This window comes from Arthrobacter sp. zg-Y919 (genome assembly GCF_030142045.1).
Classification (GTDB): domain Bacteria; phylum Actinomycetota; class Actinomycetes; order Actinomycetales; family Micrococcaceae; genus Arthrobacter_B.
Genome location: NZ_CP126242.1, coordinates 820,960 through 835,333, shown reverse-complemented (window position 1 = coordinate 835,333; position 14,374 = coordinate 820,960). Strand labels below are relative to the sequence as shown.

Annotated in this window: 12 protein-coding genes; 6 read left to right on the top strand and 6 right to left on the bottom strand. The window is 67.9% G+C overall.

The features are described 5' to 3' along the window. Nucleotides 1–73: 73 nt before the first annotated feature. Complete coding sequence (locus QNO10_RS04000; RefSeq protein WP_229949675.1) at nt 74–460, bottom strand: DUF3499 domain-containing protein; 387 nt, start codon at nt 458–460, stop codon at nt 74–76. Between the two features lie 165 nt (nt 461–625). On the opposite strand from QNO10_RS04000, the gene QNO10_RS03995 reads away from it, so the two are divergent. Beyond that, nucleotides 626–1,138, top strand: a complete 513-nt coding sequence (locus QNO10_RS03995; protein WP_229949672.1) for a metallopeptidase family protein — start codon at nt 626–628, stop codon at nt 1,136–1,138. 7 nt (nt 1,139–1,145) lie between these two features. Here QNO10_RS03995 and QNO10_RS03990 read toward each other — a convergent pair whose 3' ends face one another. Genes QNO10_RS03990 through QNO10_RS03980 form a run of 3 tightly spaced genes read right to left on the bottom strand, consistent with a single transcriptional unit; the run spans nt 1,146 to nt 6,777 of the window. After that, complete coding sequence (locus QNO10_RS03990) at nt 1,146–2,804, bottom strand: DUF5719 family protein (protein WP_229949670.1); 1,659 nt, start codon at nt 2,802–2,804, stop codon at nt 1,146–1,148. Further along, complete coding sequence (locus QNO10_RS03985) at nt 2,804–6,238, bottom strand: glycosyltransferase family 2 protein (RefSeq protein ID WP_229949799.1); 3,435 nt, start codon at nt 6,236–6,238, stop codon at nt 2,804–2,806. Before QNO10_RS03985 ends, QNO10_RS03990 begins: the two co-directional genes overlap by 1 nt. Further along, the gene (locus tag QNO10_RS03980; protein WP_229949669.1) at nt 6,238–6,777 is read right to left on the bottom strand and encodes a WhiB family transcriptional regulator; all 540 of its coding nucleotides are present in this window, start codon (nt 6,775–6,777) and stop codon (nt 6,238–6,240) included. Before QNO10_RS03980 ends, QNO10_RS03985 begins: the two co-directional genes overlap by 1 nt. A 337-nt stretch (nt 6,778–7,114) precedes the next feature. On the opposite strand from QNO10_RS03980, the gene QNO10_RS03975 reads away from it, so the two are divergent. Next, nucleotides 7,115–7,849: a TIGR03089 family protein gene (locus QNO10_RS03975; protein ID WP_229949668.1), complete on the top strand. Its 735-nt coding sequence runs from the start codon at nt 7,115–7,117 to the stop codon at nt 7,847–7,849. Here QNO10_RS03975 and QNO10_RS03970 read toward each other — a convergent pair. Beyond that, nucleotides 7,827–8,390 (bottom strand): GtrA family protein, encoded by a 564-nt coding sequence (locus tag QNO10_RS03970; RefSeq protein ID WP_229949666.1) that lies wholly within the window; start codon nt 8,388–8,390, stop codon nt 7,827–7,829. The genes QNO10_RS03975 and QNO10_RS03970 overlap by 23 nt on opposite strands. 181 nt (nt 8,391–8,571) lie before the next feature. Here QNO10_RS03970 and QNO10_RS03965 point away from each other — a divergent pair, with 181 nt between their 5' ends. The 4 genes from QNO10_RS03965 to manA all read left to right on the top strand — a co-directional run bounded on the left by QNO10_RS03965 (nt 8,572) and on the right by manA (nt 13,285). Further along, entirely contained in the window at nt 8,572–9,738 is a 1,167-nt protein-coding gene (locus QNO10_RS03965; protein ID WP_229949664.1) for a 5-(carboxyamino)imidazole ribonucleotide synthase, read from the top strand. Nucleotides 9,739–9,742: 4 nt separating this feature from the next. Then, entirely contained in the window at nt 9,743–10,273 is a 531-nt protein-coding gene (purE, locus tag QNO10_RS03960) for a 5-(carboxyamino)imidazole ribonucleotide mutase (protein WP_229949662.1), read from the top strand. Between the two features lie 7 nt (nt 10,274–10,280). Beyond that, the gene (locus QNO10_RS03955) at nt 10,281–11,900 is read left to right on the top strand and encodes an LCP family protein (protein WP_229949660.1); all 1,620 of its coding nucleotides are present in this window, start codon (nt 10,281–10,283) and stop codon (nt 11,898–11,900) included. 62 nt (nt 11,901–11,962) lie between these two features. After that, a complete protein-coding gene (gene manA, locus QNO10_RS03950) occupies nt 11,963–13,285 on the top strand; it encodes a mannose-6-phosphate isomerase, class I (RefSeq protein WP_229949658.1) in 1,323 nt (440 codons plus the stop codon). 3 nt (nt 13,286–13,288) lie between these two features. Here manA and QNO10_RS03945 read toward each other — a convergent pair whose 3' ends face one another. Beyond that, on the bottom strand, nt 13,289–14,317 hold the full coding sequence (locus QNO10_RS03945; protein ID WP_229949656.1) for a lipid II:glycine glycyltransferase FemX: 1,029 nt from the start codon (nt 14,315–14,317) through the stop codon (nt 13,289–13,291). Between the last annotated feature and the right edge of the window lie 57 nt (nt 14,318–14,374).

The window sequence follows — 14,374 nt, the reverse complement described above, 5'->3', positions numbered from 1 at the left end:
TGAAATCAGGTGCCGCGGTTGGCGGCGCATCACAGCCAAGCGTAGCGCGTGGCGGAGAGCGGCAAGGAGGTGCTTAGTTTTGTTCGCGCAGCACCCGCAGGTGCGCCCTGCGGGTTCCCGGGGTCTCGGCAGGTGCTTCCAGTGCATGCTTGCCGCCGGTCCTGGGCTCGGCATCCGCTTCCGGAGCTTCCTCAGCCTGTTCCCGGACGGCATCCACAAGGGCGGAGAGCTCATCGGGGCTCGGGGTCCGGGGCTGGCCGTCCAGGTTCAAGCGGACCAGTTCCCATCCCAGGGGTGCGGTCAGCCGGGCGGAGTGGCCGGCGCACAAATCGTAACAATGCGGCTCGGCGTAGGTGGCCAACGGACCCAGCACTGCGGTGGAATCCGCATAAACATAGGTCAGCGTGGCTACCGCCGGCTGGCGGCAGGCTGAACGGGAGCACTGACGTAAGGATTCCACGGAGGATCACTTTACCTGTTCCCCGGGCGGCGGACGCACAGGCGCGCCGGACCAGCGCCCGCGGGCCCGGGCGCGGGTGCGCAGCGAGGGCGCGCGCACCTCCGAGGAACGCAGCGTTGCAGGAAAGGGGTCCACGGGCCGGGGGACAACGGTTAGAGTTCTTACATGTTCACGGGATCTTCGTTCCGGGTGCGCCTTGATGATGAGTCGAGTGCTGCGGCCGCTTCCTCCCCCGGCGCTCCTGCCCGGTCCTTCCGGCAGCGGCGGCGTAACCGCCACGGGCGGGGCCTGCGGGGAGACGTGATTCCCCCGCACCTGGCCGGCGCCCGCACGCGGGCCGAACGCTTTGACGAGTGGGTACTTGAATCCGCACAGCGGCTGGAACGGTTGTGGGGCGAAAAGATACAGGCCTACCAGTTCGTCGTGGAGGAAATCCCGCCCGGCCTCGAGGAGCTGGCACGCTCCGGCGGGCCCATCCCGCTGGGCGCCGGTACGGCGCCCGCGCCGAACCGGCCTCCTGTCATCACCATCTACCGGCATGCAGTCGAAACAGCAGCCCGTGGACTGGTGCCGGCCAGCGAGCTGGTGCATGACGTCATCGTTGAGCAGCTGGCGGTGCTGATGGGAATGGACCCCGAGAACGTTGATCCAGCGTATGGCCGTTTCCGGCCCCTCTAGCTAAAGGCTAGTAACCCACGCCGACCTGTACCCGGCTGCCGCCGACGTTTCCCCGCGGCAAGGCCAGCACACTGATCCCGGTATCACCGCTGGTCACTACCTGCGCTCCGTAGACCGGTGCGCCGGAAGCACTGATCAGGACCGCTGCTGCGGACTCGCCCAGATCACCCGGCTGCACGGACACAGTGGAAGCAGCTGACAGCTGGACCGTTTTCTCGGCCAGGAGGGCACCTTCCGCGGTCACTGCCGCCAGGCGGACTTCGGCAGCGCCCGCCGGCGCCGTGAAGGAGAGGGTCGCGTCGCCTGCGGGCAGCACGGCCAGATTTTCGCTGCCCAGCCGTTCGACGGCAGGAGCAACTGCCAGGTCGGTGCCTACCTTGGCATCGGAACCCCGGCTGAACACGGCAGTAGCGGCAACGGCGACGTCGGAGGAAATATCCAGCGTGTACGTGCCCTCCGGCAGCGTATCCAGCGGAAGCCGGGTCACTGTGCCGGCAGCGGCGTTGTAGCTTCCACCACCTTCCAGGACCACTTCGCCCTGGCTGCCGAAGACACGGACGTTCACTACCGCGTCATTCGCCCCCGGAACGGCGATCTGGAGCGAAGGCCCCACCGATGCGTATCCGTCTTCCTTCGCGAGGTTGCGGGTGGCGGTGGGATCCTGGATCCGCACGCCGCCGACCACCTGGGCCGGTCCGGGCGCGGCCGTGGGCTGGATCAGCTCAACACCCCCGGGCGTGAGACCGCGCAGCAGGTTCTGCGCGATCACCGCACCCACCGGGCCGCCCGAACTCCGCACCCGTACGGCCAGGGTCTCCTGGTTGGCGGCCAGCCCTGCAAGGACTACGGACTTTGTTTCGCCGGCACCCACGGCGATGCCCCTGGTGCCGGGTCCGGAAATCGGCCCGGCAGATCCATAAAGCTCCAGGTCGACGTCGGCGGCGGTCTGGGAGGGATTGGTCAACTGCAGCACGGCGGTGGCACCGACAGTGGTCCGGGCGCCGACCAGCCACAGGTCGTTGGCCGGAGCCTGGCAGTTGGCGGCGGTAAGCCCGGCAAGGTCGCCGTCGGTGGCCGTGTAGGCCAGGGCGGCACCGGCGGTGACCTGCTGGGCACCTTCCGGCTCCGCGCTCAAAAGCGCCGCCGCGGAAACCGGCTGGCTGCGGACGACGCCGGCGGTCCGGACGCCCGCAAGCGGGAGGTCGGTGCCGCCGCCCATGCTCTTCAGCACCGAGCCGTCCTTCACCGTTGTCAGCTCGGCTGCGGGCACCGGAGTGCCCGCAGCCGCGAGCACGACGGAGGTCACCGTGGACTTGGCATCCTTGGACTCAGCACTGAATTCCGCGTCGGTGCCCGCAACATTGCCGGCGAGCAGGCGCGGCGGCTCCGGGCACACGCCTGTCAGCGGGCCGGCCGGTACCTCCGCATACGGGACCTCGACAGCGCCGTCCGACGTTCCGATGCCGACGAGCGATGTCCCGGCTATGAGCGCTCCGGTTGATGCCAGGAGCAGGACTCCCCCGGCCCAGCGTCCGGCGGTCTTGGCGCCGTTCGTCCTGCGGCCGGTTGTTTTGGGGCTGCTTACTTGAGGGTCACCGGCGGCTGCGGGCTCCCCGGCCGGCTGGCCCGGCTGTGCGGACTCGCTGCCCATGTTTTTACTGCTCATTACTGGCGTCCTTCCGGGGCCCGGTTTTCCCGGTGCGGGCCGGCGCCGGAAGGCACCGGTGTTTCTGCTGTCTCCGGATGCCCCGCAGGACCGGAACCGCCGTCTGGTAGGTCCCCGGAGGGAAGATCGGCAGCGGAATGCAGGTCCGCAGCAGGAGCCTCCGCGGCGGAGGATTCACGTTTTCCGGGGAGGCGGATGGTGCGGCCGCTCGGCGTTGGGAGCGCCAGGAGCAGGGTCAGCCCGATGATCAGGACCTGCAGTGCCTCGAGCCACGGTGAGGCGGCGCTGACGTAGTCCACGTTCAGCTCCCCGCCCTCGGCCGGCAGTTCGAAAGCCTGCGCCCATTCCTGTTCCGCGGCAGTCAGCGGCTGGCCGTTCAGCGTGGCCCGCCAACCGGCATCGGCACGCTCAGCCAGCACCAGCAGGCGTCCGTCGTCACCGGCCGGGATGGAGGTGGAAACGCCTTCGTTCCCGGAGGGAACTTCGGCCGCCGTACTGCCATCCGCGTTATGGATGCGTACCCTGGCCCCGGCCCCGGACTGCGTTTCCGTACCGGCCGAGCTCAACGGCTCGCTCACGCGCCAGAGCCATCCGGAACCGGTCTGTCCCACGGCGGACAGCCCGGGAACGGAATCCATCCTTCCGGCCAGCAGTTCTGCAGCGGTGTCGGATTCCTGGAGCACCACGAAGGCGACGCCGAGCCGGGCCAGGTCCTCACGCGGATCCACACCGGTTCCGGCGGTGATCACAGCAACCGCCTGGCGCAGGTCCGCCGTCGCCTGGTCGCCGTCAGACAGCTGTTCCCCGCCCATGCTGCCCTGGATATCGCGGGCGGCGTAGATGGTGGAGTGCTGTTCGAGGGTTGTTCCGCCCCCGCGCATCAGCGCGGCGGAGACGTTGCCGTCAGCGTCGACATGGAGCACCAGGCTCCGCGACTGGGCGTCACCGCGGCCGGCATCGGCGGCGGTAGCGGGCAGGGTGCGGTCCTCCGCACCCTGGATGCCGGTGGTCAAGCCGGGCAGGACACCCGCGTCAGCGGCGGCGTGGTCCTGGGTACCCGGGAAGCCACTGCCCGTGAACTGCGGGATGACCCACAATCCCAGGCTGGCAGCAGGGCCTACCGCCAGCACCGTTCCCAGCACGGCGGCCAGGAGGCGTCTGTTGCGCGCAGCCCCCGGGCGAGGCACACGGATGTCACCGGCGGCGGCCAGGGCCGGGCAGAGCAGGAGCACAACGGATGCGGAGACCAGCGGACCGGTGAACGCTGTTACCACGGCGTCCGGGGCAGCAGCGGTTCCGATGTAGGAGGCAGCAGCACTGAGCGCAAGTGCCGCCAGGGCCAGCAGCCAGCTCAGCCGGGCGAGCGGTGCGGACGCGGGCCGGAAGAGGGCCAGCGCAGCCAGGAGCACAACCGGGCCACCGACCACAAGGGCAAGAACCAGGTTCCAGGGACCGCCCGGGAGCAGGCCCCCCAATGTGCCGTTCACCTCGAAGGCCAGCGGATAACCCAGCAGCTGCTGCCAGGCCTCTGCCCGGACAAAAGCGAGCGGTACTCCGGGATCCGCCAGGACCGCGCGGAGGTTCGGAGCTGCCGACAAGACCTGCGGGAGGAGGAGCGCGGCAGCCGGCAGCAGCGACCACCACAGGGTCCGCGCGCGGCGCCGGAGACCCAGGGTCAGGAGCAGCACTGCCACGGCAGCCAGCACGAAGAGCAGCGGCGCTGAAGCACTGACAGCCGCCAGCAGCAACCCGGCGGCAGCCGCGGCCGTCCAGGACGGCGCTCCTGCCGGTATGTCGGCGGCCCGGGGAGTCCCTGCACCGACGGCACGGGCCATGGCCAGCACCGCCAGGGGAAGCAGGATGTGGACAATCAACGCACCGAGCCGGCCGCTGCCAAGGGCTACCTGGAACGCCGGAACCGCCGCCCAGAAGATAGCCGCCCAGAACCGCAGCCCGCGGTGCCCGGTAAACGCCCCGGCAGCAAACCAGGCGCTCAGCCCGGCCAACGGAAGCGCAAGCAGCAGCAGGATGAGCACGGCGGCATTGCCGTTACCGAACCCGGCCACGGCCAAAAGGGAGAGGACATAGTTGAACGGGTCGCCGTGGGCGGGGGCTCCGGAGCCCACCTGCGCCCACCAGCCGGTGGCTGCGGCCCACATGTCTCCTACGCCCTGGCCCAGCGGCACGAGTGCTCCGCCGGCAACTGCCGGGGAACCGAAGAGACGATGCAGGCCGGCCAGCGAGATTCCGGTCAGCAGCAGTGCGGCCATCAGGGCGCCGAGCCCCACCCAGGCCCGGCCCGGGCCCGCCAGGGCGGCAAAGTCGTTATTCGTATCCCCGCTGGGGACGTATTCCTCGCTGCCCGTTTCCCTGCCGTCCGGGGCCGCAGCCCGGTACTCGGTCAGGGACCGTCGGTGCTCGCGCACTTCCCGGTTTCCGCTGCGGAGGGCATTGACGGCGCTGCGCGGGCGCTTCCGCGTTGCCGCGGCTTGCCGCCGGGACCGGTACAGGTCCACCGGACGCAGGACGGCGGCGGTGCTGGTGATCAGCGAGGAGATTGCATAGCCGGGATCCTTGGCGACCATCCCCAGGAAAAAGCGGCCGATGCCGCCCAGGACCGCGCCTACGGCCAGGAAGGGAACCTGCCACAGGGGTGCGTGCTTGAGCCGGAGGTAGATTTCCGCCTTGCGGGCCGCGGGGGCCGAGGCTGCAGGACCGGGACGGTTGCCCGCGTGGCGCATCCGCGCGGACGGCACCACCACCACACGGTTTCCGGCCAGCCGGTTCCGCCAGCAGAGGTCAATGTCGTCGCCGCTTCCGGGCAGCGCCGGGTCGAATCCGCCGAGCGCATCCCACACATCGCGGCGGACCAGCATACCCGCGGAGTTCACCGCGAAGATGTCGCTGCGGAAGTCGTACTGGCCCTGGTCCAGTTCGTCGGCGTCGATCAGCGTGAGCCGTTCCGCCCACCGGTTGATGCTGACGCCTACGTCCACCAGGCGGCGGTCATTGACCCATTCCACCTGCTTGGCGCCGGCGATCGTCACGGACGGCGCACGCTCCACCGCCAGGAGCAGTTCTTCAAGGGCTCCGGGGTCCGGAGCCGAGTCATCGTGCAGCAGCCAGATCCATTCCTGCACGGCATCAGCGCCGCCCCCGCCACCGTGCGGGGTGCGGGCGGACCCGGGGAGTTCGGCCAGGCCCGCCTTCACGGCGGCACCGAAGCCGCCCCGCGCCGGTCCGGCAATGACGGGGCTCCCCACCGGAAGCCCCAGCTGCAGCAGGGAGGCGCTGGCATCAGTGGAACCGGCGTCGACGCCGATGTAAAAATCCGCAGGGCGGGTCTGTGATGTCAGGGCTGAAAGGGTCTCGGGCAGGTAAGCGGCACCGTTATGGGCTACAACAACGGCACAGACGTGGACGTGCGAATGAATTAGACTGCCTGCTTCCGAAGCCGGCGGCGTTCGCGCTCGGAAAGGCCGCCCCAGATACCGAACCGCTCGTCATTGGCCAGCGCATATTCCAGGCACTGCGACCGGACGTTGCACGCGGCGCAGACCTTTTTAGCGTCCCGCGTGGAGCCGCCCTTTTCCGGGAAGAATGCTTCGGGGTCGGTCTGGGCGCAGAGGGCGTCCGCCTGCCACCCCAGTTCGCCTTCGTCGGCGTAATCCTGGCCCAGGCCCGGCAGGCCAATCCAGACGGGCCGGTTTTCGGACTCGGCGGGACTCGGGAACAGCGAGACGGGCGGGTCAAGGACGAGGTCTTCCGGGACATCGGCCAGCGCTTCATGCGCTGCAAGGAAAGCAGTGGCCTGGTCTTCGAGGGTGCCGACCGTTTCCCGGCGGTACCGCTCGGCGGCAGCCGGATCCGCGGGATCCACGTACCAGTCGACGGGAACACCCCTCGAGCCGTAGCTGGCCGAAGCCTGCTCGGCTATGACGGTACGGTCCTGCTTTTCTTCTGCTTGCCCCATGGAGTCCTCCCGGTGTTACTGCTCCAGCGGCGGCTGTGTGGCTGCACCGGCAGGACCGGGGCCCCGCGGGTCCGTCCATTTGGCTGGAACAAATCCGATACCTAATTACACGCGTGTAATACGACTCCGTCAAGCTGTTCCGGCATCATATAGAGTTCAATCGTCGGATGCGGGGAACGCCACGCCCGGGATTCCGCTCCACTACCCGGCGCGTCGCACACTACACGCGTTCCCGGGCAGCCGGAATCGAAAAATTCTACGCATCCATCCGCTCGTATGACGACGCCGGCGCATGCAGCGTTCACCGGCAGGAACCAAATGAAAGAGGCCCATTCCCATGTCTATGTCTGCAGCCAGCACCTTGTTGTCGGGGCTGCGCACCCACCAAGCCACCTCCCCCGCCCTGATCTGGTACGGCGACGGCGGCGAGCGGATCGAACTCTCCGGCAAGGTGCTGGACAACTGGGTGGCCAAGACCTCCAATTTCCTGGTCGATGAACTCGACGCCGAGCCGGGCCTGCGCGTCCAGCTGGATCTCCCGGTCCATTGGAAGACGCTGGTGTGGGTGTTGGCCGCCTGGCAGACCGGATGCACGGTGCTCCTCGGTTCCCCGGAGGAAGCGCGTTCCAGGGACGTCACCGTGACGGCTTCACCGGACAGCGGTGCCGCGGGGACAGTGGTTGCGGTGGCGCTTGGGGCGCTTGACCTGGCGTTTCCTGCGGAACTGCCGGCCGGCGTCGTCGACTATGCAGCCGAGGTGCGCTCGTACGCGGACACCTATATGGAGGCCGCCCTGCCCGACGCCGGACAGCCGGCACTCGAGGTCGCCGGCCCGACCGCGGCCCGGGACCTTACCGGCACGGTGTCCTACGGATCGCTCGGCGCCCTGCTGGAGAGCACCGGTGCGGCCGCGGAAGTACTTCTGGCCTCAGGGCCGGACCTGCCGCTCGTCCTGGCCGGGGCAGTGCGCACCTGGGCGTCGGGAGGCGCCGTCGTGCTGACGGCAGCCGGCGTGGAACCGGATGAACGGGTGCTGGCGTCGGAACGGGTTACGAAGCGCTTGGAGGCTTAACCGCGTTATTGACGGCGCTGTTATTGACGGCACTGCCGGGCTGGACCACGGGCTCCGCGAGGAGCGCGCGGTCCTGCTCGAATCCGGGTTCCTGGTCCAGCTCGGCGTTGAACACCCAGAAACGGTAGGCGAAGAAACGCAGCACCGTGGCCACGGCGATGCCCAGCACGCCCGCCAGGAAGAGCATGTTCTTGTCTTCAATGCCCATCGGGTAGCGCGCCACCCAGGTGAATCCGGTGGAGATAAGGATGCCCACACCATTGATGAGGAGGAACAACCCGAGTTCGCGGCCGACGTTGTCAACGCTGCGGCGGCGTCGGAATGTCCAGTACCGGTTGGCGACCCAGGAGAACATGGTGGCGACGACGGCGCCCACGAAACGTGCCTTGACCTCACTGCCGGACATTGGCCCGTGCATCAGGTACAGGGTAAGTCCGTTGTCGACAATGAAGGCCAGTGCGCCCACCGTTCCGAACTTGGCAACCTCGCGCCAAAAAAGGGACACGAGGCCCCGCATCCGAGCTGACAGCGATGTAAACATGACCCTCCGTGGCCGATCAACGGCAGCACTCCCTGAGGATCGATGGCTGCCAAAACCCGACGCGCGGGCGCGCGGCGGTCAACTCCCGATAATACCGGTCCTTTATGGGAGTTTCCCGGGGACCGCGGGAACGGCGGGGTCGCACCGCTGGAACTACTGCCCTTATAGGTACCCTTAAGACGTGGATTTCCCAATTATCGGCGTGATAGGCGGCGGCCAGCTCGCCCGGATGATGGCCCCGGCGGCCACAGCCCTCGGATTCGAGCTGCGTGTGCTCGCCGAGGGCCTCGATGTGTCGGCGGTACCGGCCGTGGCGAATGCCACAGTAGGCGATTACCGGGATCTGCAGGTCCTTGCCGATTTCGCCGCCGGAGTGGACGTGGTCACGTTTGACCATGAGCACGTCCCCGGGGAGCATCTGCTGGCCCTGGTCGAGAAGGGCACCAACGTCCGGCCCGGTCCCGCTGCGCTGATCCATGCACAGGACAAGCTCGTTATGCGTGCTGCCGTGGAACGCCTGGGCCTGCCCAATCCCCGCTGGGCGGAGGTGACCACGGTCGAGGAGCTGGTGGCCTTCGGCAACTCAGCTGGCTGGCCCGTGGTCCTGAAGACACCGCGCGGCGGTTACGACGGCAAGGGCGTGCGGGTTGTCGACGACGCCGGTTCCGCCAGGGACAGCGCCGACTGGTTCGGCAACGGGCCGCTGCTGGCCGAGGAAAAAGTCCCCTTCAGCCGCGAGTTGTCGGCCCTCGTCGCCCGCACACCAAGCGGGGAAACGGCGGCCTGGCCCGTCGTTGAGTCCATCCAGGTTCGCGGGGTCTGCGACGAGGTCATTGCGCCCGCGCCGGATCTTGATCCTGCTGTCGCGGAAGCTGCTGCCGCCGCCGCCCTGCGCCTGGCCGCTGAACTGGGCGTGACCGGTGTGATGGCTGCCGAACTTTTCGAGACTCCCGGCCGCGGCCCCGGATTTCTGGTCAATGAACTTGCGATGCGCCCGCACAACTCCGGGCACTGGACCATGGACGGCTCCGTCACCGGCCAGTTCGAACAGCACCTGCGGGCGGTCCTGGACCTCCCCCTCGGGTCAACGGACCTGACCGGCGGGGCGGCCGTGATGAAAAACATCCTCGGCGGGGAAAACAGCGACCTGTTTGCCTCCTATCCCCTGGCCCTGGCGGCCGAACCCGCCGCCAAGGTCCATACCTACGGCAAATCGGTGCGTACGGGACGTAAGATCGGCCACGTTAATGCCGTCGGTTCCGCCGACGGCGTCCCCGCCCTCCGCCGCAGTGCCGGCCGGGCGGCGGCCATCATCCGTGACGGCCGCGACCCCCTGAAGGAGAACTGAAAGCATGCCCCACCGTGCTACCACACCGCTGGTAGGCCTCGTTATGGGTTCGGACTCCGATTGGCCGGTCATGGACGCCGCAGCTGCCGCGCTGGCCGAATTCGACATTCCCTACGAAGCCGACGTCGTCTCCGCCCACCGGATGCCGGCGGACATGCTGGAGTACGGACAGAATGCCCACCGGCGCGGCCTGCGGGTCATCATTGCCGGAGCCGGCGGTGCGGCCCATCTGCCCGGCATGCTTGCCTCCGTGACTCCGCTTCCCGTCATCGGTGTTCCCGTGCCGCTGAAGTACCTGGACGGCATGGATTCCCTGCTGTCCATCGTCCAGATGCCTGCCGGCGTGCCGGTTGCTGCGGTCTCCATTGGCGGTGCCCGGAACGCCGGACTGCTGGCGGTGCGGATGCTGGCCGCAGGTACCGATCCCCTGGCAGCCCGCCTGCAGCAGCAGCTCATCGATTTTGCCGGGGGACTGCGCCAGTCCGCCATGGCGAAGGGCGCTGCCCTGCGCACCGCCCTGGCCGGAACGGACTAGGACAGCAATGAACCAGCAATACAACGCAGGGAGCGGCTACACCGATCCCGTGCGCTACCCCCAGGCCGCCGCCCCGGGCGTGCGGACAAAACGTGCCTTTATCCTCCTGCTGCTGACCTTGGTGATTCCGGGAGCTGCACAGGTGGTCGCCGGCGACCGGCGGCTCGGCCGGCGCGCCCTCAAAGTCACCTTCACAGCCTGGGCCGTCGCCATCGCGGCAGTGGTGCTCGCCCTGACAAACCGCGCCCTGGTCATCGATATCCTTACCCATGGGTGGGCCTCGTTCCTGGTCATGATTATCTTGGCCGTCCTAGCCGTCGCATGGGCCCTGCTGTTCCTGAACACCCTGCGCATCATCCGACCTCCGCTGCTGGAGCGCGGCGTACGCCCCCTCGTCTCCATCTGTCTGGCACTGCTGATGATCGCAACCAGCGGCAGCCTCGCCTACGGGGCCTACCTGCTCAACGTCAGCCGCCAGACCTTCGGCTCGATCTTCGCCTCCGGACCTTCGCTTGATCCCGTGGACGGCCGCTACAACTTCCTCCTGATGGGCGGCGACGCCGGCGAGGACCGGACAGGCCTGCGTCCGGACAGCATTTCGATGATCAGCGTGGATGCCAAGACCGGCCAGCCGGTGACCTTCAGCATCCCCCGCAACTTCCAGAACGCCCAGTTCCCCGCCGATTCCCCGCTCAACGATGTGTACCCCACCGGCTACGACTGCGGTGACGAGTGCATCATCAACAGCCTCTACCAGACCGTCACGGAGAACTACGCGGATCTCTACCCCGGTTCCGACGATCCCGGTGCCGAAGCCATGATGGACGCCGTGAGCGGCACCCTCGGCCTCGAGGTGCAGGGCTACGTGATTGTGGACATGGAAGGTTTCTCGCACCTGATTGACGCCATGGGCGGAATCAAGATCAATTCCGGCGGCTGGGTGCCCATCACTGCCGGTGAGATTCCCGGCACCAACCGGCACTATCCCCCGGACGGCTGGATTCCCCCGGGCGTCCAGACACTCGACGGCTACCACGCCCTTTGGTATGCGCGGTCGCGCGAGTTCGTGACCGATTACCACCGGATCTCCCGGCAGCAGTGCGTCCAGCAGGCCATGATTGCCCAAATGGACCCGGCCACCCTCCTCACCCGCTTCCAGGCCATCGCCACAGCAGGTGAAGAGATTGTGGAAACGGATCTGCCCCAGGACCAGCTGGGCAGCTTCGTGGACCTGGCCCTCAAGGCAAAGGGCCTCACGATGCAGCGGATGACCATCGGTCCTCCGGACTTCGGCTCAGCAGCGGAAAACTTCGTGACGTATCCGGACTTCAACCTGATCCACGCCCGGGTGCAGGATTTCCTGGCCGGCACCGAATCGTCGCCTGTTGAACCCGATCCCGCACCGGCCCCGGCCGAAGAAGCCGCCCCGGAAGAAGCGGCCCCTGCGGAAGCCGCGCCGGATGCCGGTACTGACGGCGAAGCTGCCGACGGAACCCCGCTGACCGAGGTGCCGCAGGAGGAGGAAGCGGAAATCACGGTGGAATACCTGCAGTATCTGGCGGAAATCGGCGACGATGTCACCCTCGGCTCGATCCTGAACAACAACGGTGAGTGCAGCCCGGGATAGACCCGGACCTCCGCCGCTCTGCTTCCCCGCACGCCGTCCGCCCAGCAACCGAAAAGAGGCCCGTGTACCTGCTCCGGAACACCCTTCGCCCCTACGCCTGGGGATCGACCACGGCGATGGCCGAGCTATTCGGCCGCGAACCCTCAGGCGAACCCGAGGCCGAGCTGTGGATCGGCGCGCACTCCGGGGCGCCTTCGGTGCTGGTACCCCCCGTAGCGGGCAGCGACACGCTCGATGAGTTGATTGCCACCGACCCCGAGCGGATGCTCGGTGCCGATGCCGTGGCCCGCTTCGGCCCGGAGCTGCCGTTCCTGGCGAAGATCCTGGCGGCCGGCGCTCCCCTGTCGCTGCAGGTCCATCCCACGCCCGAGCAGGCCCGCGCCGGTTATGCCGCCGAGGAGGAGGCCGGCATTGACCGCGGCGCCCGCGACCGCAATTACAAGGACGAGCACCATAAGCCGGAGATGATCTTCGCGTTGACGCCGTTCGAAGCGCTCTGCGGATTCCGCAGCCCGGACGAGGCTGCGGGGCTTTTCCGCGCCCTCACTGCTGCCGTTTCCGCTTCCGGCCGGGACGTGCCCGAGCTGCTGGAATGGATCGTGGCGGAGCTGTCCTCCGGCCATCCCGCACCCGAAAGACTGCAGTCCGTGTTCCGCGCACTGATCAACGACGGGGAAGCCGTGCGCGCGGCCGTCGAGTTGAGCGCAGCTGCGGCGGAGTCCGCCAGGGGCACGTACGGGCGGGAAATGGCCACCCTAGCCGAGTTGAACGGTTACTACCCGGGCGATCCCGGCGTCCTGCTCTCCCTGCTGCTCAACCGCGTCTCGCTGCAGCCCGGCGACGCCGTATACCTGCCGGCCGGGAACGTCCACGCGTATCTCAGCGGCCTGGGCGTGGAAGTCATGGCAGCGTCCGACAATGTCCTGCGCGGCGGTCTGACACCCAAGCACGTCGACGTGCCCGAACTGCTGAAGACCGTCGATTTCCGCCCCCTGGGCGTCCCCTACCTGTCCGCCGACACCACCGGTCCCGGACAGCAGGTGTTCCGGCCGCCGTTCGAGGAGTTCGCGCTCCAGCGCCTCGAACTGGCACAGGGACCCGCGGGCAGTGCCGGGGATTCCCTCCCCACCGAACTGCCGGTGCTGCAGAACGGGCCAGCCGTTGTTATCGCTGTGCGGGGCACCATCGTCCTGGCTTCCCCCACCGGCAGCCTCACGCTGGAGGCCGGGCAGAGCGCCTTCGTTCCGGCGGCCGAGGCCCCGGTCACGGCGCGTCTCGCCGCCGACTCCGCCCAGCACGACGACGGCGCCCTCGCCTTTGCGGTGACCGTCGGAACGGCGCCGGACCGGGAGCCGGATGCTCCCCGACTGGATTTGGGGGCCTAGGCCCTACCGGCCGAGCCGGCTCTTCACGGCGGTAAGCACCCCGCGGGCCTTCCGCATCCCCGTCTTGGCCACGGGCAGTGCGGTGGAAAAGACCGGGTACAGCGGCGACAGGGGCTTGTCCCAGGTGCCGGCCAGTTGGTCTTCGTGTTTCGCCCAGCCCATCTTGAACTTCGAGACCCCGTCATTGAGCAGGCCGTTGAAGTCATACCGGGTGATTCCACGCTCCTTCATGTCGGAGATGGCGTGCCACTTCAGGGCGTAGTTGGCCCGCAGCCGTTCGCCTTCCTCCGTCATTCCCCCGTAGAGCTCGAATGCGGTGTAGCCGCTCGTGGAAAGCCAGAGGAAGGCGACCACGTCCTCGCCCTTGAAGGCTGCGTAGACGGGTGAATCCTCACCCAGGTTGTCGAAGATATCCAGGTAATAGGCGTCTTCGTGGATGCCGAAGTCCGCCCGCTGGGCGGTGAGCTTGTACACCGCCAGGCACTTGGCGATTTCCGCGCGCGTCACGCGCCGGTAGGTCAGGTCTTCGCGTCCGGACTTCCGGATGTACTGGCGGTGTTTTTTGCTCATGTCGCCGGAAAGGTCCTCGAGGCTGCGCTGCAGGTCCAGGATCAGCGTCCGGCCGATGAGGATGGTGTTCTCGCTGCGGCGGAAGCCGAGTCCGGGCAGTCCCGCCACGAGCTTCCCGTCAGCGTCCCAGTCCGGTTCGATGGACAGGGCCACCGCGGAATGCGTGCTCTTTACATAGCTGCCTACGGCGTCCAGGACGTCCAGTTCACGCCCGGGTTCCCCCTGGGGTCCGCGGGGAATGTAGGCCAGGGCACGGAACGGGAAGGGCAGGGCCCGCAGCAGGACCTGTGCGGAGCCGAGGACGGTGCCTGAGTCGTCACTCACCAGCACACGGTCAACGCTCCACCCGTGCTGGGCTTTGGTCTGGCCCCAGCCCCACAACTGCTGCGGATGTCCGCGGAAGCGGTTAACGGTTTCGTTCCAGGAGGCGGCATCGGAGCAGGGGGTAACGCGCAGAGTCATGCCTTCCAGCCTACTTGGCTCCCCCGCCGCACCCGAAAAAGGCGCGTGACAGGGAAA

Excerpts from the sequence above, each read along its gene's own strand:
- QNO10_RS03995 (WP_229949672.1), top strand. The coding sequence starts at position 626 with ATGTTCACGGGATCTTCGTTCCGGGTGCGCCTTGATGATGAGTCGAGT.
- QNO10_RS03990 (WP_229949670.1), bottom strand. The coding sequence starts at position 2,804 with ATGAGCAGTAAAAACATGGGCAGCGAGTCCGCACAGCCGGGCCAGCCG.
- QNO10_RS03980 (WP_229949669.1), bottom strand. The coding sequence starts at position 6,777 with ATGGGGCAAGCAGAAGAAAAGCAGGACCGTACCGTCATAGCCGAGCAG.
- QNO10_RS03975 (WP_229949668.1), top strand. The coding sequence starts at position 7,115 with ATGTCTATGTCTGCAGCCAGCACCTTGTTGTCGGGGCTGCGCACCCAC.
- QNO10_RS03970 (WP_229949666.1), bottom strand. The coding sequence starts at position 8,390 with ATGTTTACATCGCTGTCAGCTCGGATGCGGGGCCTCGTGTCCCTTTTT.
- purE (WP_229949662.1), top strand. The coding sequence starts at position 9,743 with ATGCCCCACCGTGCTACCACACCGCTGGTAGGCCTCGTTATGGGTTCG.
- QNO10_RS03955 (WP_229949660.1), top strand. The coding sequence starts at position 10,281 with ATGAACCAGCAATACAACGCAGGGAGCGGCTACACCGATCCCGTGCGC.
- QNO10_RS03945 (WP_229949656.1), bottom strand. The coding sequence starts at position 14,317 with ATGACTCTGCGCGTTACCCCCTGCTCCGATGCCGCCTCCTGGAACGAA.